Raw genomic sequence first — 22,537 nt, 5'->3', positions numbered from 1 at the left:
TTAGCATTCAACATCATCAGTCTATCCAATTGAATAAATATTCATCCTTATACTCAATCTCAAATTTTTGCAACAACCCCTGATACTCTTGTTTGAAAGACTGTTTTTGATGATGTTTTTCTTGCTGATGGATGTATTGAATGATTGAATCCAACTGAGATTTGCGTTGATGAAAACGCCCCAAAACCTTCCTGCCAATGAAACTTTCCGGCAATCAATTTTTGATCATTGATCCATTTGGCGGAGGATGTTTTGATATCCCTTATCAAATCTGATAATGCTATATCAGGCTTAATGCTAAGCAAGATGTGTATGTGATCGGCTACACCGCCGATAGCATACACTTTTTGTTTTTTTCCGTTTACGATGCCACAGATATACTTGTATAGTTGACTACGCCATTGCACCTGTAACAAGTTTTGTCTTCCTTGTACGGCAAATACTACGTGGATATAGATTTTTGTGTAGGTGTTTGGCATATGATGTGTGTTGTGTTGAAAAAACCATATCTAATGTTACGCAAAACATTTTTATCAGGCATTGATTTCAGCGATAGACTGCGAGTATTCGTATCGCTCCTACGGAGCTCAGCAAATATCATTCGTCACCATGCTATTATGGTACAGCTCCTACGGAGCTTTGTAACTTCACTATTTGTACAAACAGGTCGGATTGGGCAAACATTGAATAGTTGACACTCGCACCAACGGCTCCGGAGGAGCCAAAGCTTAATAGCACCTAAGTACCAACAACACAGAGCTCCGGAGGAGCGATACATGAAATCAAACCTTCGCTTGTTGCATCACTCCCTTCTAAACCTGATGACCGCGGTGGTTTTTTCTGTGCTTTCCAACCGGGCAGTGTAGCGTTGTCCATTAATATAGGCCATCATAAAAGAGGTATTCGGCGGAATAGCGCCAAGGTTTTCGGCTACCATGCTCAGCTCTGCATCGGCAGGTACATCTTGCACGGCAAGTTTAATTACAAAAGGCAGTGCACTCAACCGTACATGCTCAAACAACAAGCGGCCATTGAGAAACAAGGAAATGCTATCGCCATCAATTTCGGCATTGTCGAAAAATTGCAACTCCACACTATCGCCGGCTAAGGGCAAAGTAGTTTGTACAATCCTTTGGCGGCTATCAAATTTTTGCTGAATGGTTTGGATGGGCGGCGGCGCCACTACCACAGGTGTTGGTGGCTGGGGCTTTTCCGCTACCGGCGGAGCGGCTACCACAACTGGTGTGGCGGGTTGGGGTTGAGATTGAGGTTGAGGAGCGGGTTTGGTTTGAACGATTACGGGTTCGGTTGTTGCTGGCGGCGTTGGTTTCGGTTGGCGTTGTTCGGTATCGGCAGCGGCTATTAAGTCGGGGTCGGCACCACCATACCACCAGTTGGCCAGCAGTTCATCCCAGCCATCTGCAAACAATGGCGCTTCCATTTTATCCAAATGCACTTCCAGCCCGTCACCGTTTTTGGTTTCGGCCACCCCATCCAGTTTCATAATGCCAGAACCCGGACAATTAAAATCGGTTTGCATGGCCAGCGGCTGTTGGTTCACTGCACTAAAACTTGTTTTGGGCCCCTTCGATTCCAACAGCACATCATCCCACCAGTGCAGGCTCGCATCCTGTGGGTCGAGGTATCCTTTGATGGCATAGCGGTAATAATGCTGCGCATTGGCATAATAGTACGAGGTGCCCGTCAGGCTATCGCCCTGCCGCACCACTTTTACTTCCAGCTTGTAGGTAGTGGTAAACGGCGTACGACCTTTTTGCACTTTGCCCCGCCAAACCCCTGTGATGGGTTGGGCAGCCAACGCCAATGGAAAAAACAGCATGAAAACAATTCGAAACAGCATGAAACGGTAAACGTTTTTTCGGGCATTCTATTTTGCAACCCTTGTACCAAAATTGCGGCTGTTTGCAGCCTCATTCTTCCACAAGGCAAGGAATGCTTTGTACTTCGGCAGAATTTTCAAACCAATTCTCTCCGCAAATTGTATATCCTCAAAATCTGTTTGTATGGCTCATCCCAATCTGGCATTAATAGAAGCCCTTCGTGAAACCGCCCGCCGGCTGCGCCAGCCCGACACCAAATATGCATGGGGCAACCATGGCAGTTGCAACTGCGGCAACCTGTTGCAAACCATCACCCGCCTCGATGAAAAAGAAATCATGCACTTTGCCCGCACCGGTGATGGCGAATGGACAGAACTGGCCGAAGAATATTGCGGCGTAACCGATGCGCCTGTGGGACTGCTCATCAGCAAGCTGCAGCAAATTGGCCTCACCCCCAGCGATATTCACAACATTGAATACCTCGAAGACAAAGAAGTGTTGCAAGCCCTGCCCGGCGGTTTTCGCTGGCTCAGCCGCAACCAGCGGGAAGATGTGATTGTGTACATGGACACCATGGCCCAACTGCTCGAAGACAAATTGCTCCGCCTCGTACACGTATCGTTTGATGAATTGATGACGATTGAAAAAGTGGAAACGGTGTAATTTTCTTCGTTGAATAGTAAAAGAGCTACAGCAATTTGTTGTAGCTCTTTTACTATTTCATCATCATTACTTGGGCTTGTGAAAATAAAATATGGCACACAACCCATGTTTCAGTTTTTCATCAATACCAAATGAATCCAGTTAATGACATAGAGGTTAACTAATCATTCTTGTCTAAACCATAAGCCAGAAGAAACTCATCGTACTCTTGCAAAAAGGTTTTCTTTTGATGATGGCCCTTTTGATTCCGTATATATTCAACTACTTTACCTACCACCGATGCTGAAACGGAATAAGCGGCATATCCTGTTTGCCAGGCAAATTTTTCAGCTACCATATTTTGTTGATTGATAAAGTGAGAGCTACTGCCTTTTATGTGTTTGATAATCTCTGCCACTGATTTTTGAGGAGACAGCAAAAACAAACAATGAATATGGTCAGGCATACCATTGATGATTTTTGCCGGACAACCTAGTTCAGCCAATTGTTCGTTGATGAATTGGTGAATTTGATTTTCAACGTTCGCATGAATCAATGGCATTCTTTCTTTGGTAGCCCAAATGGCATGAATCCAAATTTTATTGTACGAGTGCGACATGGTTTCAAAAGCGTGTTTCACTAAGATAGCTAAACCGTTGAAACGGTTTGCATACGATCTCTTGCCTACATTTCCCACGGTTGAAACCGTGGGCTAATTCTTTTTCCATTTGCACAGCCCACCGAATATACCATTTTGTAATCGCGTTCCACATTAACCCAGCACACGGTTTTAATCCTAGGCTTATACGATTGCAACCCGCATTTAACTAGCCCACGGTTTCAACCGTGGGTTACAAGGTCTCAAACAAACGCCGGTAATGGCTTTAGCCATTTCAGGTAAAAAAGAGGCTGCCTCAACCATTTGAGACAGCCTCTTTCATATCATGTAATTGTTTCACGACACCAACACCTCACCCGTCATTTCCTTCGGAATGGGGAGGCCCATCATCGTTAAAATGCTCGGAGCAATATCGCCCAGTTTGCCAGGCTTCACGGTGCCTTTCCAGGTATTGCTGATCACAAACAGCGGCACCGGATTGAGCGTATGTGCCGTATTGGGGCTGCCATCTTCATTCACCAGATAATCGCTGTTGCCATGGTCGGCGGTGAGGAAAATGGTATAGCCATGCGCCAGACCCGTAGTTACCACCTGGCGAACACAATTGTCTACCGTTTCGGCAGCTTTAATGGCGGCTTCCCATACCCCCGTATGGCCCACCATGTCGGCATTGGCAAAGTTGAGGCAGATAAATGCCGACTCTTCTGTTTCAATTTCCGGCAGCAGCAAAGCGGTTACTTCATTGGCACTCATTTCGGGCTGCAAATCGTAAGTGGCCACTTTGGGGCTTTGTACAATCAACCGCTTTTCGCCTTCAAAAGTGGCTTCGCGGCCACCGCTGAAGAAGAAGGTTACATGCGGATATTTTTCGGTTTCCGCCATGCGGATTTGCTTCAAACCATTCGCGGCAATCACTTCTCCCAACGTATTATTGAGGTTGTCGGTTTCAAACACCACGTGTACACCCGTCCAGTTTTTGTTGTATTCGGTCATGGTGGTGTAATGGAGTGGCAGCTTGTGCATGCCAAAGTCGGGGAAGTCTTGCTGCGTCAGCACTTCGGTGATTTCGCGGCAGCGGTCGGTACGGAAGTTGAACACCAGCACGGCATCGCCTTCCTGAATGGTCGCCACGGGTTTTCCTTCAGCATCCACCATCACCGTTGGCTTAATGAATTCATCGGTTACATCAGCGGCATACGCTGCTTCTACGGCAGCAATAGCACTGGTGGCGGTTGGACCTTCGCCTTTTACCATGGCATCGTAGGCCAGCTTCACTCGCTCCCAGCGTTTGTCGCGGTCCATGGCATAATAGCGACCGTCAACCGTAGCAATTTTACCTACGGTAGCATCGAGGTGCTGCTGCAAATCTTTGATGAAACCCAAGCCGCTTTTGGGGTCGCAATCGCGGCCGTCGGTAAAGGCATGGATGAATACATTCGACAAGCCTTCTGCCTGGCACAGGCTCACAATGGCTTTTACATGGTTGATGTGGCTGTGCACACCGCCATCACTTACCAGGCCTACGAGGTGGAGCGGCTTGTTGTTTTCTTTGGCATAGCGGATGCTGTTGAGCAACACCGCATTTTGCTGAAACTCGCCACTGCGAATGGCCACGTTGATGCGTTGCAACTCCTGATACACAATGCGGCCGGCCCCCAGGTTGAGGTGGCCCACTTCGCTGTTGCCCATTTGCCCGTCGGGCAGGCCCACGGCTTCGCCGCAGGTAATGAGCGTCGTGTTGGGATATTGGCTGTATAAACTGTCGACAAAAGGGGTATTGGCGGCACGGATGGCGTCGCTGCCGGGCACCTGGCCCAGGCCCCATCCGTCCATAATAACGAGCATGGTTTTGTTCATGAGATATCGATTGCTTGTTTGGTTGTAATAAATGCTATGCCAGCGTCAGGCGCTGCTTTAGCCGTGCGAATTTACCTCAATTGGTTGGGGTAAAAACATGATTTTGAACAACCGAATGAGTAGCACGGATTTTTCGAATCGGCACGAATGACACAATTTTTTGTTTTGAGAAATACTGGGACGCGGATTTGGACGGATGAATAACGGATTTACACAGATTGAATCAGATGCCTCAACTCCTCTGTGCTCGCCGTGGCCTCTGTGCGAACAACGCAAACGCTGAAGGCCGGAGGCCAAAAGCACTGTGCGAAATACTGAGACGAGAATTGGCACATGTGAGCAAAGGATTTTCACTGATGGAATAAAAATCCTCTGAGCTCTCTGCGTCCTCTGTGCGAACAACTCAAACGCTAAAGGCCAAAAGCCGAAAGTAAAACCTCTGATAGCTCCGTGCCCTCTGTGCGAAAACATACACTCATTTGCCGAAGGCAAATAACCCGCTGTGCGAAAACCCTCCTCCCCAAAAACTGTTATAGAAATTTTCACAAAGAGAAATTTGGTTTGTATGTACAAACATCACAGTTTTGCACTCAATACATGTATGTACATGTATTTTCAAGTAACCTATCATTCAAACCATACAACACTAAAAAAATGAAACAAATCAAAGCAACTTTCGCAGCCTTCGCCTTGTTGGCTATCAGCGCTTCAGCCTTTGCCGGTGGTGGCAAAGCCAATGGTAAATATGCCGTAAACACTGCCCAGAGCAACCTGGTGTGGAAGGCAGAAAAAGTAACCGGTAAGCATGACGGTACCGTGAAGCTGAGCGGTGGCGAAATCACCGTAGCCAACGACAAACTGGTAGCTGGTTCTTTCACCATTGACATGACCACTATGGCTGTGGTTGACATCAAAGATGCTAACATGAATGGCAAACTGCTCGGCCACCTGAAAAGCGACGACTTCTTTAGCGTAGACAAGCACAAGACTGCCACTTTCGTCATTACTTCTGTTACACCTGCCAGCCAGGCCGGTAGTTACACTGTAAAAGGTAACCTCACTATCAAAGGCATCACCAAGCCCATCGAGTTTCCTGCTGCCATCATCATGGACGGCAAGACCCTGAAGGCTACTGCTACCATTACTGTTGACCGCACCCAATTCGACATCCGTTATGGTTCTAAGAGCTTCTTCGAAAGCATTGGCGACAAAGCGATCTATGATGATTTCATCATCGAATTGCAATTGGTAGCCAATACCAAGTAATTTAGACACGGCCTGGAGTCGTATTCATTACGGCATCCATCCATCAGAGCAAACAGGTAATACGCAAGTATTGCCTGTTTTGCTTTACAGCATACAACTACCTTTGGCCCCTACAAATGTTGGCTATGACGAGTATTGAATTTGATCAGAAACTGGCCCACCTGGTACAGGAAGCATTGGCTGAAGACATTGGCGATGGCGACCACAGCACCCTGTCTTGTATTCCCGCTTCGCAAAAAGGAAGAGCAGTACTGCGCATTAAACAGCAGGGCGTATTGGCTGGTGTACAGGTTGCCGAAAAAATATTCCGCCTGGTAGAACCCGATGTACATTTTCACCAGCACAAACAAGATGGCCAACACATGCAAAATGGTGAAACGGCATTTGCGGTGGAAGCCTCCATTCATACCATTCTCAGCTGCGAAAGACTGGTGCTCAACTGCATGCAACGCATGAGTGGCATTGCTACCCTTACAGAGCAGTATGTAAAAAAATTGCAGGGCTATAAAACCCGCATTCTCGACACCCGCAAAACCACGCCCAATTTTCGACTGCTCGAAAAAGAAGCGGTACGCATTGGCGGTGCCGTCAACCACCGCTTTGGCTTGTACGATATGATCATGCTGAAAGACAACCATATTGACTATGCAGGCGGCATTGAAGCAGCTATAGAACGTGCTTGGACTTATGTAAACGAACACAAGCCAGGCATGAAAATAGAAGTAGAAACCCGTACGCTGGAAGATGTAGCATTGGTGGCCAAAGTGGGCCGTGGCAAAGTATTTCGGGTAATGGTCGATAATTTTCAACCGGCAGATATTGTAACTGCGCTGCACATACTGAGCGATGATTTTGAAACCGAAGCCAGCGGCGGCATTACCCTCGACAACATAGAATCTTATGCTGCAACGGGTGTAGATTATGTGAGCACCGGAGCACTCATTCATCAGGCCAAAAGTTTAGACCTGAGTTTGAAAGCGCAGATAAGAAATGGTTGATGGTTGGTGGTTGATAGGAAATACAATTGGCAAAAAAAGCTAAAAGCGGAAGGCCGTAATATTCTTTCACCAGTCAAACACTGTGTACCTCTTGTTTGTACTCATTTACCTCTGTGGTAATTATCCTCTTTTTCCATGGCACAAAAAAAGAAACTCAACAGCCTCTCCGATTTGGGCGGCCTTGTATACAGCACCGACCCCAATTTTAAACCCGTGGAGGATGAAACACCAACAGCATTGCTGCCTGCAGCACAACAACGCCTGCGCATTTGGTTTGAAACCAAACACCGCGGTGGCAAAGCCGTTACCATTGTTGCCGGGTTTGAAGGCCCCGATGCCGACCTGGAACAACTGGGCAAGCAACTCAAGCAAGCCTGCGGTACCGGCGGCAGTGTAAAAGAGGGTGAAATACTGGTTCAGGGCGACCACCGCGACAAAGTGCTGCAATGGTTGCTGAAAAATGGCTACACCCAAACCAAAAAAGCCGGTGGCTGATGGACGCACATGAAGCGGATAAATTACATGCCTTGCTGGCTTTGCTGCAACTGATGTTGCTGCCGGCAATGCTGATGCTGCTATCGGGTCTTATCGTGTGGTACAAAGCACATCAGATACAACAAGAAAGCCGCATCCGCATTGGCAAAATGCTCACCATGTTTGGCAGCATTTTACTCGCTATTGTCCTCATCACTTCCTCCTTTTTACAAATGTTGCTCAACAGATAACTTACACCCGCATAAGCGAGTGTGTAAGAAGTACACCCCAAAAACTTTCTACGCACGCAAACGTTTGCATAATAAATTTCGGAGGCGTCTAATCCATTTCTAAGAAATTTTGGAAATCCATCAATGGATATTCAGAATCGTTATACGGTTATTCAATTTTGAGGGGCTAATAATTCAAAGCGATTGTACAGCCCTTCTACATTTGCCCCTCAACGATTGCTTGCTTTTGCTATGGAACAAACCATTGCCCGAAACATTATTTCCCTGAAACACCTTGGCATCCGCACAGGTCAGATTCACTACCAGCTTAGCCCCGAAACACTTACCGAGCAAACCTTGCTCCAGGGTCAGGGTGAGATTAGCGCTACCGGAGCTTTGTGCATCCGTACCGGAAAATTTACCGGTCGCAGTCCGCAGGATAAGTTCATTGTGAAGGACGCCCTCACGGCCAACACCGTTCACTGGAACAACTTCAACATGCCCATTGATGAGCAGTACTTTTTGCAGCTGCGCCAAAAAATGGCCGGCTACATGAGTGAGCAACCAGCGCTTTGGGTACGAGATGGATACGTATGTGCCGACGATCGTTTTCGACTCAACATTCGGGTGATTAACGAACATGCTTGGAGCAACCTGTTTGCCTACAATATGTTTATGCGGCCTACGCAGGAGGAGCTCAAAACATTTGAGCCCGATTGGATCATCATGCAAGCCCCCGGCTTTGAAGCCGAGCCCAAACTGGATGGTACCAGAAGCCCGCATTTTGCCATCATTTCATTTACACATAAAATGATTTTGATAGGTGGCACCGGCTATACCGGCGAAATGAAAAAAGGTATTTTCACCATCCTGAATTACATACTGCCCCAGCAGCAGCAAGTGCTGAGCATGCACTGCTCGGCCAACGTAGGCCGGCTGGGCGATACTGCCGTCTTTTTTGGCCTGAGCGGAACAGGAAAAACAACGCTGAGTGCCGACCCCAACCGCCAGTTGATTGGCGATGATGAACACGGCTGGACAAAAGATGGCGTGTTCAATTTTGAAGGTGGTTGCTATGCCAAGTGCATTGACCTGACTGCCGAAAAAGAACCTGAAATTTTTGCCGCCATCAAGCCCGGCGCCTTGTTGGAAAACATTGTATTTGTGCCCGGCACCAACGAAGTAGATTTTTCGGCCAAAGACATTACAGAAAATACCCGTGTCAGTTATCCGTTACATTTTATCAGCAATGCCAAATCGCCGGCAGTAGCGGGTATCCCACGCAATATTTTCTTCCTCACTTGTGATGCCAACGGTGTGTTGCCACCCATTAGCCGCCTTACCCGTGAGCAGGCCATGTACCATTTCATCAGTGGCTACACAGCCAGAGTGGCCGGTACCGAAGCTGGTGTAACCGAACCGAAGAGCACCTTCAGTGCCTGCTTTGGCGCACCGTTTTTACCGCTGCACCCCGGCAAGTATGCCCAAATGCTGGGCGAAAAATTGCAGCAACACGACGTGAATGTGTGGCTCATCAATACAGGCTGGATAGGTGGTGCGTATGGCACTGGCAGCCGCATTAAACTGAGCTACACCCGTGCCATGATTACGGCAGCACTGAATGGAGAACTCGATGATTTGAAATATGAGTTGCTCCCCTACTTCCGCCTGCAAGTGCCCATGCATTGCCCCGGCGTACCTTCTGAAGTGCTGAACCCACGTAAAAACTGGCCCGATGCTGCCGCATACGATCAGCGGGCTGCTGCACTGGCCCACGACTTTGTACAAAACTTTGAAAAATATGCATCCGGTGTAACGGCAGAAATTTTGGCTGCTGCACCAGTGTTGCACAACGACCAGAACTAAACGACTTTTCGATTGCTTGTCTCCTTTTATTCGGGCCCCGCTTCTGCGGGGCCTTCGTTTTTTCCCGAATAATGATTTGCCTTACCTTTCGGCGTATGCTCTACGGATTTGTAAAAGTGATGGTGAGACTGGCAATGCCTTTTGCGGCCAGACGCATTCGCATTTTACATGCAGAGCAATTGCAAACGCCCGGCCCCTTGCTGTTGGCCGTTAATCACCCCAACTCCTTTTTAGATGCCATATTGCTCGGCGCCTACATGAAGCATCCGGTGCACTTCATTACCCGTGGCGATGTATTTAAAAAGGCCTGGGTAAGAAAGATGTTGCACCTGCTGAACATGATTCCTATTTACCGCATCCGCGATGGCAAACACATGCTCAGCCTGAATGAAGAAACTTTTGTAAAGAGTGTAGAAGTACTGCGCAACAATGGCATCCTCCTCATTTTTGTGGAAGGCTTTTGCGAAAACCAAACTACCCTGCAACTACCGCTCAAAAAAGGAGCACCCAGAATTTTACAAACTTGCTGGCAGCAAGGCATTCCGGCTAAAGTACTGCCCGTGTGGTTGGAATATTCCAGCTTCAACCGCATCAGCAAAACCATCGACATTCGGTTGGGAAAAGTGTTTGGCAGCGAAATAGCCAACGACCTGCAGAGTGCTACCTGCATGGCGCAAATCAATCAGCAAACAGAACAACAACTGCTGCATTTGTGCAGCGAAGTACCATTTGTACATCAGCCACCAGCCTTGTGGAAACGAGTGCTATTGTTTTTACCAGCCATGCTCGGTGCTGTGCTGCATGCGCCATTGTACCTCCCGCTTACTGCATTTGTGCAAAAGGTAAGTAAAGACAACGTGCACTACGACAGCATTCTACTTTCCATCTTGTTTGCATTGTACCCTTCGCTGCTATTGGTTTGCGCAGCAAGCGTTGTATGCTTTTACTGCACAGTGGCAAGCATGGCCAATTGTACTGCTCGGCTTGCCTGCATTGGCACTGAGTTATATCCATTGGAAAGAATAATGCAATGTTTATAGTCCTCGTCTACTGTTGAGGATTTGGAGGTTGACAGATTTCAACTGCCATTTTACTCAATTACAAATAGCGACAAAAGTCGCTTCACTAGTGCATCCCCACAGGAGTCAGCAACTATGAAAAATGGGTGAATGCATACAGCGACACATCCACCCATTTACTATTGACTTATTCACTCATTTATCTACCATCATTCCTTCAATGATTCTGATTTGCTCATGCCAATGCGGTAGAGCATAAAGCCCATCCCCACAAAGCACAACACCCCCAGCAAGAAGTAGCCATGTTCGCCAAGGATGCTGGTGATGCCATGTTCAAGATTGACACTGCTAATGAAATTTTTCATGCTATCGGGTGCACTCATAAAGGCAATGATCACACCTGCCAATGCACCACCTGCTACCAGTCCTGTGGCAAACAAATTGCCTTTACCCAAATCTTCTTCTTCGGCAGTTTCAACCACGCCATTTTTCTTTTTGCGCCAGTCTACAATACCGCGAATGGCACCGCCTGCAAAAATGGGCAAAGTGGTACTCAAAGGCAGGTACACGCCTACGGCAAAACTCAGACTCTTGATGCCGCACAATTCCATAGTGATGGCAATAGCGACACCTACCAACACAAACTGCCAGTCGAGGTTGAACGACAAAATGCCTTTAATCAACGTGGCCATGAGTGTGCCTTGTGGTGCAGGAAACTTATCGGTACCAATGGCATGTGTAATGCCCTGCGACAACATTTCGGCTGTAGGTGTATCCAAAATTTTGATGGTAGCACCAATGGCAATGGAAGAAACGATGGCGCCTACAAACAAAGCCAGCTGCTGATATTTGGGCGTTGCCCCTACAATGTAGCCCGTTTTCAAATCTTGCGAAGTAGCACCAGCATTGGCAGCAGCAATACAAATCAAACCGCCCACAACAAGTGCCATCGGTTCGTACACTTTACCTGTCCAACCGACAGTAATAAAAATCAAACAAGTACCCATAATCGTCGCAATCGTCATGCCACTGATGGGGTTGTTGCTCGAGCCAATCAGACCCACAATACGGGAAGAAACGGTAACGAAAAAAGCACCAAAAATAATCACCAATACACCCAGCAGCAAGCGGCTGAAAAAGTTGTCGCCGGGTACAAAAGGCAGTGCTGCCAAAATGAGTACCAGTGCCAAACTACCAATCAACACCACTTTCATACTCAGGTCTTGTTCGGTACGTTTTACAGCAACAGCTGCATCGCCTTTTTCTTTCATGGATCCAAGGCTGCCTTTGAAAGAAGAGATGATAGTAGGAATGGTTTTAATCAATGTAATGAAACCACCCGCAGCCACGGCGCCTGCACCAATCTGACGTACGTAAGCCCGGTAAATAGCTGCTGAATAATCCGAGAAAGTATGTGTCACAGGGTCCCAGCCACCGGCACCGCCGGCCTTATCCAAACCACCGAGGTAGCCCAGCTTTACCAGTTGCGCTGCTATCACATCAGCCGGCACCAGCGTAGCCAGCAAGGGTATCAAAGCCATCCATGCTATCACCCCACCTGCCACCAACACACCACTGATTTTTGGCCCGATGATGTAACCCACGCCCATGTACTCCGGCGTGATTTCGCCACTCACTTTGGCACTGGGAAAATATTTGTTGATTTGAGCTGTCATGGCCTGCGGTGTTTCTGCAATTACATGAAACAGCTTTTGCAAAAACGCATACGCAAAAGCGAAACCAAGGCCCACAAATGCGGTCTTCGCAATGTCGCCACCTTTTTCACCGGCCTTGAGCACACTGGCGCAAGCCGTGCCTTCAGGATAGGGCAACGTACCGTGTTCTTTTACAATCAAAGAACGGCGCAGTGGAATCATCATCAGTGTACCCAGCATGCCACCAAAAATGGCAAGGGTAAGAATGGTGATGTAGCGGAAAAATTCTTTGCTCTCCGGATCACTCAAAAACAAAAAACCCGGCAGGGTAAACACCACACCAGCCGCAATGCTTTCGCCGGCACTACCAGTGGTTTGGATAATGTTGTTTTCGAGAATGGTGGTTTTGAGCAATCGCCTTCCCAAGGTAATGGCGATAACGGCAATGGGAATGGAAGCACTCACAGTGAGGCCAGCTTTTAGCGCCAGGTACACTGTGGAGGCACCGAAAATAATGCCGAACAAAGCACCCATGAGAATACTTTTGACCGTAAACTCCGGAATCCTTGCTTCGTCGGGTATGAAAGGTTGAAATTTCACATCACTCATACAGCAAATTTTTAATAGCGAGAAAGATAGGGAAATAAAAAATGGAGACACCTGAGGTATCTCCATTTTTACGATGCTTGATGCAGGACTTACTTCACACCATGCATGAGCTTTTGAAATTTCTTAGAGAGAATGAACAGAATGATTGATGCAATACCCGACATTACCACAAAGAGCATGAAGAAGTCGTATAAATTATTCAGCTTAAAACCGAATATTGATTTCTTCTCAGGATATAAGTTCCAAACTTCAAATGAATCTGTTGCTTTTCCTTCTTTCAATATACCTACTTGTTTTCCGTCTTCAGACAAGTAAGCAACAAATTTGGGTTCCTTTTCACCAGTTAACGCAAGAGCCTTAAGCTCTTTTTCGCTTAATGCAATCGGGTAAGTTCTTTTCACCTTAAAACTATCATCAGCGGTGATGTATTTGCCTCCAGGGATAAATTTGATTTGAGTAATGCTGTCTGATTTGGACGAATTTTCAGATTTTTTAACCGCCGTAAAATTAAATGTAGTACCTGCCGTAACAAGCATTCCTATTCAACTCCGCATTACGCCAATCAAAGGTTACGCTGTCAACCGAAATACTTGATTTTGCAACATCGTAAGTAGCCTCCTTTATTTGTTCTTCTGGATACAGGGCGCTTAATACCCCAGCCAGCTTATTAGCACCAGCATTTGCCAAAAACCAAACTGCCATCATAAGCGATGCTAACTTGAATGGTGCCAATTTATTTACCAAAGACAATCCGATTGGTGACAAGCATAGCTCACCCCATGTGTGCAATGCATACATACTTATCAGCCACATCACACTTATTTTAACAGAAGGAGCAACACCTTTCACACCCAAACCAATGACAACGTAACCAATGGTAAGTAACATTAAACCGATGGCCATTTTGGTCAAAGCAGATGGCTCATTTTTACCCATCTTAACCCAGATAAAAGCGAATAACGGCGCAAATAAAACAACGAAGATGGAATTGAGTGATTGAAACAAACTGGCCGGAATGGTCCAGAAGCCGAGGTCGCGTTTGGTTTGTTCATCGGCAAAGAAATTGAGCGAAGCACCAGCCTGCTCAAATGCACTCCAGAAAAACACCACAAAGAAAGAAGCAACAAATACTACTACCAGTCTATCCTTTTCAATCTTCGATAAGGTTTTATCGGAGAAAATAATGAAAGCGATGAACACCACACAAGCTATGAGCAAGTAGCTGAGGAAGGGAAATATTTTAGCATCGGCATATAAAATGCCAATCATGACAGCAGAAAAAGCCACCAAACCAACAGCCATTAAAAATGGATTGATGACAGACTTGGCCACACCTGCAGGTGTTAAGCCGAGCACTTCTCCATCGGGTCCTTTTACATATTTTTTGTGTAGCAGCAACTGTACAATTACGCTGATGGTCATACCAATACCGGCCACCAAAAAGGCCCATTTGAAATCGAAGGGATTGCCTGTATCACCAACGAGACCACACAAGAAAGGTCCGAGTGCACCACCCACGTTGATACCCATATAAAAGATGGTATATGCCGCATCTTTTCTGTTGTCGCCATCAGGATAGAGTTGGCCCACCATGCTGCTGATATTGGGTTTGAAAAAACCATTACCGGCAATCATCAATCCAAGACCCGTGAAAAATAAAAAGGTGGCCAGCGAAGAATTGGTAGCATACACAGAGGCACAACCGAACAACACAAATTCGCCCAAAGCCATAAGAATACCACCCGCAATAATGGAACGTTGGTTGCCCCAAAAACGATCGCTGATGAAACCACCAATCAATGGTGTGAGGTACACCAGACCAGTGTAACTACCGTACAAATTGGATGCAAAAGCCTTATCAAACATCAGGGCCTTCGTCATAAACAGAATGAGGATGGCCCTCATGCCGTAGTAGTTGAAGCGTTCCCACATTTCCGTTGCAAACAATACACCAAGCCCTATGGGGTGGCCTTTTTCGTAGCAATGTCACTCATACGTTGTTTTTTGTTTTGATGCCGGCCCGTTTGGCGGCGGCGGCCCAAAATAGGTAGAAAATGCACACCACGGGCTGATTTTAGGCTACTTTCGCAGCCAATTATTACCGCACTGCAATCATGAACATACTGCTACTTGGCGCCGGCGGCCGCGAACACGCCCTGGCCTGGAAAATGAAACAAAGCCCCTTGTGCCAACAACTCTTTATTGCCCCCGGCAATGGCGGCACCGGCAACATCGGCACCAATGTTCCTATTGGCGTCAATGATTTTGCAGCCATCGAAAAATTTGTGGCTGCCAATCACATCGACCTGATTGTAGTGGGCCCCGAAGATCCGCTGGTAAATGGCGTGTATGATTATTTTACTGCCAAAGGCGTAGCAGTCATTGGCCCTTCGAAAGAAGCCGCACAATTAGAAGGCAGCAAAGCATTCAGCAAAAAGTTTATGCAGCGTCAGCAAATACCTACTGCTGCGTATGCTGAATTTACCGCCGACAATTTTGAAGACGGCAAAGCCTATCTGGCACAACACAGCCTGCCCATTGTACTGAAAGCCGACGGCCTCGCCGCAGGCAAAGGCGTGGTGATTTGCAGCACCCACGAAGAAGCGCAACAAGTGTTTGCCGAAATGATTTTGCACAAACAATTTGGTGACGCCAGCAGCCGTGTAGTGGTAGAACAATTTTTATCAGGCATTGAAATCAGCGTGTTTGTATTGACCGATGGCAAAGACTATAAAATCATTGGCCATGCCAAAGATTACAAACGCATTGGTGAAGGCGATACCGGCCTCAACACCGGCGGCATGGGCTGTGTGAGTCCTGTGCCTTTTGCAGATGATGTGTTTATGCAAAAAGTAATCGACCGCATTATTGAACCCACCATCAATGGTTTTGCCAAAGAAGATTTGGTGTACAAAGGATTTGTATTTTTTGGTTTGATTAATGTGGAAGGCGAACCGTATGTGATTGAATACAACTGCCGCATGGGCGACCCCGAAACAGAAGTGGTAATGCCTCGTTTACAAAGTGATTTGGTGGAATTGTTTGTACAACTCAACAACGGTTCTCTTGCCAATGCATCAGTGAAAATAGATGACAGAGCGGCGGCCACTGTGATGGCGGTAAGCGGTGGCTATCCCGGCGATTATGCCAAAGGAAAAACCATGCAACTACCCGCAACACTACCAGCGGATACCATGCTGTTTCATGCAGGTACGCAATTGAAAGATGAAGGCACACTGGTAACGAGTGGTGGCCGTGTGATTACCGCTACATCATTGGCGCCTACCATACAGCAGGCTGCTGCACAAGCCAAAGCCTGCATTGCACAGGTGCAGTTTGAAGGCATGTATTTCAGGAATGATATCGGGTACGAATTCGAGTAAAGAGCCTTCGGCGTTTGAGTTTTTTTCGCACAGAGGAAAGGAGGTCTCGGAGTTGTTTTGTCTTTTGCCTTTAGCCTTCTGCTTTAAGCAAAAAAAAGAGAACGGTCTAATTGCCGTTCTCTTTTTTTATTCGTGATCATTCGAGTCATTCGTGTAATCCGTGTTACTGCTTCTTCAGTTGCTCCAATATCAGTTCAATGGCTTTATCGAGTTGTGGGTCGCGGCCATTGGCTTTGTCGTCGAAGTTGTTGAGCACTTTTACATCGGGCTGTACGCCGGCAAATTCAATGTCTTTACCATCCAGTGTATAACAGCCCCAACTGGGCAAGCGCAATGCACTGCCATCCACCAAATTGGTACCGGTGGTAAACACAATCCAGCGGTAGGTTTCATTGCCCACAATCGTTCCAAGTTTCAAAGCTTTGAAACCAGTCGCCGTCATTTCAGCATCGCTCAGGCTTTGCTCATTTACCAACAGTACAATGGGCTTATCGGCGGGTGCAAAATTGCTTTGGCCGGTAAGTGAACCATTGCGATACTTCCAGCGCAGGTAAGTTTTCTGTGTCAAAAACTTCAGTACTTCATCGTGTACATTACCACCAGTGTTGTAGCGTAAATCCAGTATGAGTGCATCCTTCTGATAGAAGTCACGGCCCATATCTGTGAGGAAGGTTTCCAACTCTCCAGTGCCCATGTTTTTCATGTGGGTGTAGGCAATGCGTTGGTTGCTCTTACTGTCTACTCTTTGTTGATTGGCATCAATCCATTCTTCGTACAGCAATCCGCTTACGTTATTGGTGGGATGAATGCTAACTGTGTACGTACCTGCAGCATTTTTAAAACTGAGGCGCATTTCTTTATCGGCGGATGGCTGCGTAAAATAGCGGCTCCTGTCTTGTTGCGGATCTATGGTTACATCATTCACTTTTACCAATACATCACCGGGCTGAATGTTGATGCCTTTTTTATCAGCAGGGCCACGGGCAATAATGCGTTTCACGGTAAATGGGTTGTTTGGCTCAAACACAATGCCCGGTTCCACTGTGCGGTTTTGCAGCACTACATTTTCATCATCTCCAAAAGTGCTGAAGCCCGTGTGTGAAGAGTTGAGTTCACCCAACATATCATTCAGCAACACCCGCAAATCCAAACGTGTATTGACGTACGGCAAATGCGCAGCATATCTGGCTTTGATGGCTTTCCAGTCAAGACCCCGGAAACTATCGTCGTAAAAGTTTTCTTCCATTTGTGCCCAAGCTTCAGCAAACATTTGATTGAACTCCTCAGCCAGATTGCGCCGGAATGTGTAATTGATAGTAATGGGTTCAGCTTTGTTGGCATCGAGATTGAGGCGGGCAATATTACCCCGCATCAATACAAAGTATTTACCATCGGCACCAATCACTTCGTAGCCAAAACCATCTGCGCCTTGTATGCGTTCTGTTTTGGGTTGCTCAAACGGTTCGTAGGTTGTTTTCCATAATGAAGAACGACCTTCTGCATGATCACTCACATACAGCACCATTTGCTTCTCTCCTTTTTGCAACACCGTCACCAGGTATTGATTGCCTACCGCAGGCCCTACCATTTCCATCCGTTCCAAAAAGCGCTGCGTGTCGATGCGTAAACTGGCTACACTGTCTTTCTTTTTCGTGGTGTCTTTTTTCTCTTGCTGAAAAAGTTCATCTACTTTATCCTGCCGATAAGGATCATCAAATTTTTCCAATGCTACCCGATACACTCTTGCCGGCGACAAACCAAACGGATACGCTGGTTTCAACGGATTGCTCACAAAGTAGAGGTACTTGCTATCGGGGCTCCACATGGGGTCGGCTTCTGTTACGCCAGTGTTGGTGAGGTTCGTTGTTTTGCCTGTTTTCAACTGATGTACCACAATGTCGGTTTCAAAATTGCGGTACACATTTAGCGTCAGGTATTCATCATTTGGCGAAAAGAAAGGCACACTGCCGCGGTTGCCCCAAATCTCATCTTTCAGCACGGTGCTGATGGCGTATGTTTTTGTGTCAATCAATTTCACTTCACCACGCCCACTGATGTATGCAGCTTGTGTACGCTTACTATTGAGAGATAAGAATCGGGCGTTGGCTGCATCTTGCGCCAGCACTTTTACCGCACTGCTGCCATCGGCTGCTACCACACAAGGATTGCTATAGCCGTTGATGGTTTGCAAAAACAAGAGTGATTTATTATCGCTCAGCCATTTTACTTCTGTAGCTCTTTCTGCATTCCCCTTATTTATCATGCGTACAAACTTGCCTTCTACATCACTCACAAACAACTCGCCGCGGCTGGTAAATGCCAGCTTCTTACCATCGGGCGACACATCAAACTGCGTAATCTCTCCGGCTACCGAAAAGTCTTTGTCTTTGGGCAAAACATAGTTTCGGGTGATGCGAATATCTACTGCTGTGGCTTTGTCTTTTGCTACGTCATAACTCCAAATCTGATAGTCTTTTTCAAACACCACTTTGCTACCATTGGCAGCCACTTGCGGCCATTTGATGGAAGTGTTGAATTTGGTAAGCCCTTTCTTTTTGCCAGCAGTTAGTGTATACAAATTGTATTCGCCGTTGGCCTCATCGCTGATGAAATACACATTGCCCTTTTGGTCGATGGAATGGGCAAAATCTTTACCGTTGTAATCGGTGTATTTTTTGAATTGTTTGGTTTGCGGATTGTACGATTGAATGTCGGGTGCAAAAGCGCCTTTGTATCTTTTCCGGTAAGCCTGATTAGTACTTTCCCAGCTATCGGTAAAATAAATATCCTTCGACTGTGGGTGCTCCCACAGGTTGTGATCGTAGCTGAAATAATAATCGCTCAGCACCCGTACAGGCGTGCCACCTTGCAAAGAAACTTTGTAACCCGACTGACGGCTGTCTCTACCACTGGTGAAATAAATAAACTGGCTATCCCAGCTCCAGCTGTCTACATCATCGCTGCTGCTGTGCCAGGTGAGTTGGCGAATTTCGCCACCAGTAAATGGCATCACAAATACATCTGCGTTGCCAAACTGCCTGCCGGTAAATGCCAGCCATTTGCCATCGGGCGAAACACGGGCATTGGTTTCGTAACCGGGCATGGCCGTAAGGCGTACAGCGGTTCCACCGGCAGCCGGCACCGACCAAATGTCGCCTTCGTAGCTAAACAAAATGGTTTGCCCGTCGGGGGTAAGCGATGGATACGCCATGAAATGGGCTGAGTTGTTTTGTGCCAGCACCTGCGACGCAAAGAGCAGGCAGCACCAGAGGATGTGTTTCATATACAATTGGGGATTGGTTCCGAAGATATTGCGTAGCCATGATAAGCTTGAAGGATGATGACGAAAATTGAAGAGTGGCAAGCTGCTTGAAATAGCCGGTGCTGTCGTCTTATGAACAAAATAACCTACACCGGTATGAAAAGATTTTTGCTTACTGCTGTGCTGTTGCCCGCCCTTATGAGCAACAACCTGCAAGCTCAAAACAAAGACTCACTTATGGTGGCTGCCATTGTGAAAGAAGCCACCAGCAACTCACAATTGCAACCGCTCGGACAAGAACTGATGGATGGCATTGGTCCCCGATTGGTAGGCTCACCCAAAATGCAACAGGCGCATGACTGGGCAGTGGCCAAATACACAAGTTGGGGCATTGCAGCCCGCAATGAAAAGTGGGGCGAATGGCGCAGCTGGGAACGTGGCGTTACTCATATTGACATGATTGCCCCTTGGGTAAAAACCCTTGAAGGCACACAGCTGGCATGGAGCCCCAATACAGGTGGCAAAGCCGTTTCCGGCGATTGCATCATCATTCCCGAAGTGAAAGATTCGGTTGCTTTTCAGCAATGGCTGCCCAATGTAAAAGGCAAGTTTGTACTCATTTCTATGGCGCAGCCTACCGGCCGCCCCGATTACAACTGGGAAGAATTTGCGCTGAAAGAATCGTTTGAAAAAATGAAGAAAGACAGGGCTGCGCAGCAGGATGCCTGGCGTAAAAGATTATCGGCAACAGGCCTCAATGCCAAGCAACTGGCACAGGCATTGGAGAAAGCCGGTGCGATTGGTATCGTTGCCTCTAACTGGAGCAATGGTTTTGGCGTCAATAAAATTTTTGCAGCCAACACCAGCAAAATTCCAACCGTAGATGTGGCGCTGGAAGATTATGGTTTGTTGTATCGCCTCATCGAATCGGGCAAGGCACCAAAACTGAGTGTACGTGCCGATAGCAAAGACCTTGGCATGGCGCCAACGTACAACACTGTAGCAGAAATAAAGGGCACACAAAAACCCAACGAGTATGTGATGCTGAGTGCCCACTTTGACAGTTGGGATGGTGGCACCGGTGCTACTGATAACGGCACTGGTACATTGGTGATGCTGGAAGCCATGCGCATTCTGAAAAAGGTGTATCCCAACCCCAAGCGAACCATTTTGGTTGGCCATTGGGGCAGCGAAGAGCAGGGCCTGAATGGTTCCCGTGCTTTTGTAGAAGATCATCCGGATATTGTCAGCAATCTGCAAGCGTTATTCAATCAGGATAATGGCACCGGCCGCGTAGCCAACATTGGTGGCGCAGGTTTTGTACACTCTTACGAATACATTACCCGCTGGTTGAGCAAAGTACCTGAGCCCTACAAGCAAGGTTTGGAAACCCGCTTTCCTGGTTCACCTGCTGGCGGCGGTTCCGACAATGCTTCGTTTGTAGCAGCGGGTGCTCCTGCATTCAGCCTTAGCTCACTCAGCTGGAGCTATGGCAACTACACCTGGCATACCAACCGCGATACCTACGATAAAATTGTGTGGGATGATGTGCGTAGCAATGCCATCCTTACTGCCATTATGGTGTACATGGCCTGCGAAGACCCCAACACTACCAGCCGCGAAAAAATTATTCTGCCGCCCAACCCACGTACCGGTCAGCCCGGCGAATGGCCTGCTAAACGCAGCCCAACCCGCAAAGGCGGTGTAGAGTAAAACCTTTTTACTCCATGCATCAAACGGCAGTACGGGTTTGCGTACTGCCGTTTTTATTGTCCATCATCCTTGCCATTTATACAATTTCTCATGCTCCGCTATCAGGTCGCATTTACATTTATATACCAGCACTGTAAGCGTATGAAACTTGTTTCGTGTATAGTGGTTTTTGTATTGGTAAATGCGGCTTGCCTGCATGCACAGCCCGTCTTTTTTCAAACAGGCAAAAAGAACCAACAACATTTAGTACAACTGCTGCCAGATACAGCTTTTGTTTATTCCATTGGTATCTTTTACGACAAAGCCGGTACAGGTCCTGCCGTTAGTTTTACAGATACGCTGCTGCGCCACAATGCGAATCACTACAGCGGCTCAAAGTTTAGCATTATGCAGGATGCCAATGCTTTGCGATTGTACAAGAACAAAAAAGAATCTTGGCAATTGATGGCAATTTCAGACAGCACGGTGTATACAATTTTGAATGAAGCGCTACTACTGAAGTCATATGTTTTGTTGAGTGAACGCATCAATGCAGCTTTTCCATTACAGCATTATTCTTTCCGCAATGGCTTTGCTGCTTGGGATGCATGGCCGGCAAAAGCCATGCCTCATCCAGCATTCAACACACTGCTAACCAGCCAGCTCCAATTGGTTTTTGACAACACGGCTTCCATACACAACCGCTATACACAAACGCTACATTTTATGCAGGCTGCTGCAAAAGATATTTCATACAATACTTTCAAAGACAGCTTGTACAGCCTTCCCCAACAGTACGGTGTGCATAGCAGCTATTTTCACGAAGCCATGCAGGCTGTGGCTACCCATCATCCGGCATATGTGTTTCAATTGGTGGAAGAAAACCCACAAGACCAGTCGTTGATTTTTGCATCCGTTCAGCAACACAAAGCATTGGTAGGCATGCTTCGGCAGGTGCCCGGCCACGATGCTACCCGTGCCGCATTTATCAAAGATTACAAGGCCGGCAAACGAATGCCGTATCTGATTGTTGGCGTGTATTTACTGATCGGCGGATTGCTCACCGTATTGATTGTAACAACTTAAGTAAATAAAAAAGCCTTCCGAATCGGAAGGCTTTTTGT

18 protein-coding genes are annotated in these 22,537 nt (G+C 47.1%); 10 read left to right on the top strand and 8 right to left on the bottom strand.

From position 1 onward, the window contains the following. Positions 1–59 precede the first annotated feature (59 nt). Positions 60–479 (bottom strand): IS200/IS605 family transposase, encoded by a 420-nt coding sequence (gene tnpA / locus GLV81_RS02345; protein WP_197428860.1) that lies wholly within the window; start codon positions 477–479, stop codon positions 60–62. 323 nt (positions 480–802) lie between these two features. Continuing rightward, positions 803–1,861, bottom strand: a complete 1,059-nt coding sequence (locus GLV81_RS02340) for a hypothetical protein (RefSeq protein ID WP_157476513.1) — start codon at positions 1,859–1,861, stop codon at positions 803–805. Between the two features lie 163 nt (positions 1,862–2,024). On the opposite strand from GLV81_RS02340, the gene GLV81_RS02335 reads away from it, so the two are divergent. Further along, complete coding sequence (locus GLV81_RS02335) at positions 2,025–2,504, top strand: hypothetical protein (protein ID WP_157476511.1); 480 nt, start codon at positions 2,025–2,027, stop codon at positions 2,502–2,504. A gap of 160 nt (positions 2,505–2,664) precedes the next feature. Here the strand turns inward: GLV81_RS02335 and tnpA (GLV81_RS02330) are convergent, their stop codons facing one another. Together tnpA (GLV81_RS02330) and gpmI are read right to left on the bottom strand one after the other, a co-directional pair. Beyond that, entirely contained in the window at positions 2,665–3,123 is a 459-nt protein-coding gene (gene tnpA / locus GLV81_RS02330) for an IS200/IS605 family transposase (protein ID WP_197428859.1), read from the bottom strand. 315 nt (positions 3,124–3,438) lie between these two features. Then, positions 3,439–4,959, bottom strand: a complete 1,521-nt coding sequence (gpmI, locus tag GLV81_RS02325; RefSeq protein ID WP_157476509.1) for a 2,3-bisphosphoglycerate-independent phosphoglycerate mutase — start codon at positions 4,957–4,959, stop codon at positions 3,439–3,441. 654 nt (positions 4,960–5,613) lie between these two features. Here gpmI and GLV81_RS02320 point away from each other — a divergent pair. The 6 genes from GLV81_RS02320 to GLV81_RS02295 all read left to right on the top strand — a co-directional run bounded on the left by GLV81_RS02320 (position 5,614) and on the right by GLV81_RS02295 (position 10,833). Beyond that, complete coding sequence (locus tag GLV81_RS02320; RefSeq protein WP_197428858.1) at positions 5,614–6,225, top strand: YceI family protein; 612 nt, start codon at positions 5,614–5,616, stop codon at positions 6,223–6,225. Positions 6,226–6,350: 125 nt separating this feature from the next. Beyond that, positions 6,351–7,223 carry a carboxylating nicotinate-nucleotide diphosphorylase gene (gene nadC, locus GLV81_RS02315; protein WP_157476505.1) on the top strand — a complete coding sequence of 291 codons (873 nt, stop codon included), beginning with the start codon at positions 6,351–6,353 and terminating at the stop codon, positions 7,221–7,223. Positions 7,224–7,358: 135 nt separating this feature from the next. Then, entirely contained in the window at positions 7,359–7,718 is a 360-nt protein-coding gene (locus GLV81_RS02310; protein WP_157476503.1) for a translation initiation factor, read from the top strand. Continuing rightward, positions 7,718–7,948 carry a hypothetical protein gene (locus tag GLV81_RS02305; protein WP_157476501.1) on the top strand — a complete coding sequence of 77 codons (231 nt, stop codon included), beginning with the start codon at positions 7,718–7,720 and terminating at the stop codon, positions 7,946–7,948. The genes GLV81_RS02310 and GLV81_RS02305 overlap by 1 nt, the downstream gene beginning before the upstream one ends. 231 nt (positions 7,949–8,179) lie before the next feature. Then, positions 8,180–9,793 carry a phosphoenolpyruvate carboxykinase (ATP) gene (gene pckA / locus GLV81_RS02300; RefSeq protein ID WP_157476499.1) on the top strand — a complete coding sequence of 538 codons (1,614 nt, stop codon included), beginning with the start codon at positions 8,180–8,182 and terminating at the stop codon, positions 9,791–9,793. A gap of 95 nt (positions 9,794–9,888) precedes the next feature. Continuing rightward, complete coding sequence (locus GLV81_RS02295; protein WP_197428857.1) at positions 9,889–10,833, top strand: 1-acyl-sn-glycerol-3-phosphate acyltransferase; 945 nt, start codon at positions 9,889–9,891, stop codon at positions 10,831–10,833. Between the two features lie 188 nt (positions 10,834–11,021). Here the strand turns inward: GLV81_RS02295 and GLV81_RS02290 are convergent, their stop codons facing one another. The 3 genes from GLV81_RS02290 to GLV81_RS02280 all read right to left on the bottom strand — a co-directional run bounded on the left by GLV81_RS02290 (position 11,022) and on the right by GLV81_RS02280 (position 15,038). Then, positions 11,022–13,076, bottom strand: a complete 2,055-nt coding sequence (locus GLV81_RS02290; protein ID WP_157476495.1) for an OPT family oligopeptide transporter — start codon at positions 13,074–13,076, stop codon at positions 11,022–11,024. A gap of 89 nt (positions 13,077–13,165) precedes the next feature. Beyond that, positions 13,166–13,612, bottom strand: coding sequence for a hypothetical protein (locus GLV81_RS02285; protein WP_157476493.1), 447 nt, complete (start codon positions 13,610–13,612; stop codon positions 13,166–13,168). After that, complete coding sequence (locus GLV81_RS02280) at positions 13,584–15,038, bottom strand: peptide MFS transporter (protein ID WP_281350844.1); 1,455 nt, start codon at positions 15,036–15,038, stop codon at positions 13,584–13,586. The genes GLV81_RS02285 and GLV81_RS02280 overlap by 29 nt, the downstream gene beginning before the upstream one ends. A 152-nt stretch (positions 15,039–15,190) precedes the next feature. Here GLV81_RS02280 and purD point away from each other — a divergent pair, with 152 nt between their 5' ends. Further along, a complete protein-coding gene (gene purD, locus GLV81_RS02275; RefSeq protein ID WP_157476491.1) occupies positions 15,191–16,459 on the top strand; it encodes a phosphoribosylamine--glycine ligase in 1,269 nt (422 codons plus the stop codon). 163 nt (positions 16,460–16,622) lie between these two features. On the opposite strand, the gene GLV81_RS02270 is transcribed toward purD, so the two are convergent. Then, positions 16,623–19,742: a S41 family peptidase gene (locus GLV81_RS02270; protein ID WP_157476489.1), complete on the bottom strand. Its 3,120-nt coding sequence runs from the start codon at positions 19,740–19,742 to the stop codon at positions 16,623–16,625. 135 nt (positions 19,743–19,877) lie between these two features. On the opposite strand from GLV81_RS02270, the gene GLV81_RS02265 reads away from it, so the two are divergent. After that, complete coding sequence (locus tag GLV81_RS02265) at positions 19,878–21,434, top strand: M20/M25/M40 family metallo-hydrolase (RefSeq protein WP_157476487.1); 1,557 nt, start codon at positions 19,878–19,880, stop codon at positions 21,432–21,434. A gap of 141 nt (positions 21,435–21,575) precedes the next feature. Beyond that, the gene (locus GLV81_RS02260) at positions 21,576–22,499 is read left to right on the top strand and encodes a hypothetical protein (protein ID WP_157476485.1); all 924 of its coding nucleotides are present in this window, start codon (positions 21,576–21,578) and stop codon (positions 22,497–22,499) included. The last annotated feature ends 38 nt before the right edge of the window (positions 22,500–22,537 follow it).

The organism is Phnomibacter ginsenosidimutans (assembly GCF_009740285.1).
Classification (GTDB): Bacteria; Bacteroidota; Bacteroidia; order Chitinophagales; family Chitinophagaceae; genus Phnomibacter; species Phnomibacter ginsenosidimutans.
This window is presented reverse-complemented; position numbering and strand designations above follow the sequence as displayed.

What these genes read in the sequence shown, in the direction of transcription:
- tnpA (WP_197428860.1), bottom strand. Translation starts at nt 479, where the DNA reads ATGCCAAACACCTACACAAAAATCTATATCCACGTAGTATTTGCCGTA.
- GLV81_RS02340 (WP_157476513.1), bottom strand. Translation starts at nt 1,861, where the DNA reads ATGCTGTTTCGAATTGTTTTCATGCTGTTTTTTCCATTGGCGTTGGCT.
- GLV81_RS02335 (WP_157476511.1), top strand. Translation starts at nt 2,025, where the DNA reads ATGGCTCATCCCAATCTGGCATTAATAGAAGCCCTTCGTGAAACCGCC.
- gpmI (WP_157476509.1), bottom strand. Translation starts at nt 4,959, where the DNA reads ATGAACAAAACCATGCTCGTTATTATGGACGGATGGGGCCTGGGCCAG.
- GLV81_RS02320 (WP_197428858.1), top strand. Translation starts at nt 5,614, where the DNA reads ATGAAACAAATCAAAGCAACTTTCGCAGCCTTCGCCTTGTTGGCTATC.
- nadC (WP_157476505.1), top strand. Translation starts at nt 6,351, where the DNA reads ATGACGAGTATTGAATTTGATCAGAAACTGGCCCACCTGGTACAGGAA.
- GLV81_RS02310 (WP_157476503.1), top strand. Translation starts at nt 7,359, where the DNA reads ATGGCACAAAAAAAGAAACTCAACAGCCTCTCCGATTTGGGCGGCCTT.
- GLV81_RS02305 (WP_157476501.1), top strand. Translation starts at nt 7,718, where the DNA reads ATGGACGCACATGAAGCGGATAAATTACATGCCTTGCTGGCTTTGCTG.
- pckA (WP_157476499.1), top strand. Translation starts at nt 8,180, where the DNA reads ATGGAACAAACCATTGCCCGAAACATTATTTCCCTGAAACACCTTGGC.
- GLV81_RS02295 (WP_197428857.1), top strand. Translation starts at nt 9,889, where the DNA reads ATGCTCTACGGATTTGTAAAAGTGATGGTGAGACTGGCAATGCCTTTT.
- GLV81_RS02290 (WP_157476495.1), bottom strand. Translation starts at nt 13,076, where the DNA reads ATGAGTGATGTGAAATTTCAACCTTTCATACCCGACGAAGCAAGGATT.
- GLV81_RS02285 (WP_157476493.1), bottom strand. Translation starts at nt 13,612, where the DNA reads ATGCTTGTTACGGCAGGTACTACATTTAATTTTACGGCGGTTAAAAAA.
- purD (WP_157476491.1), top strand. Translation starts at nt 15,191, where the DNA reads ATGAACATACTGCTACTTGGCGCCGGCGGCCGCGAACACGCCCTGGCC.
- GLV81_RS02270 (WP_157476489.1), bottom strand. Translation starts at nt 19,742, where the DNA reads ATGAAACACATCCTCTGGTGCTGCCTGCTCTTTGCGTCGCAGGTGCTG.
- GLV81_RS02265 (WP_157476487.1), top strand. Translation starts at nt 19,878, where the DNA reads ATGAAAAGATTTTTGCTTACTGCTGTGCTGTTGCCCGCCCTTATGAGC.
- GLV81_RS02260 (WP_157476485.1), top strand. Translation starts at nt 21,576, where the DNA reads ATGAAACTTGTTTCGTGTATAGTGGTTTTTGTATTGGTAAATGCGGCT.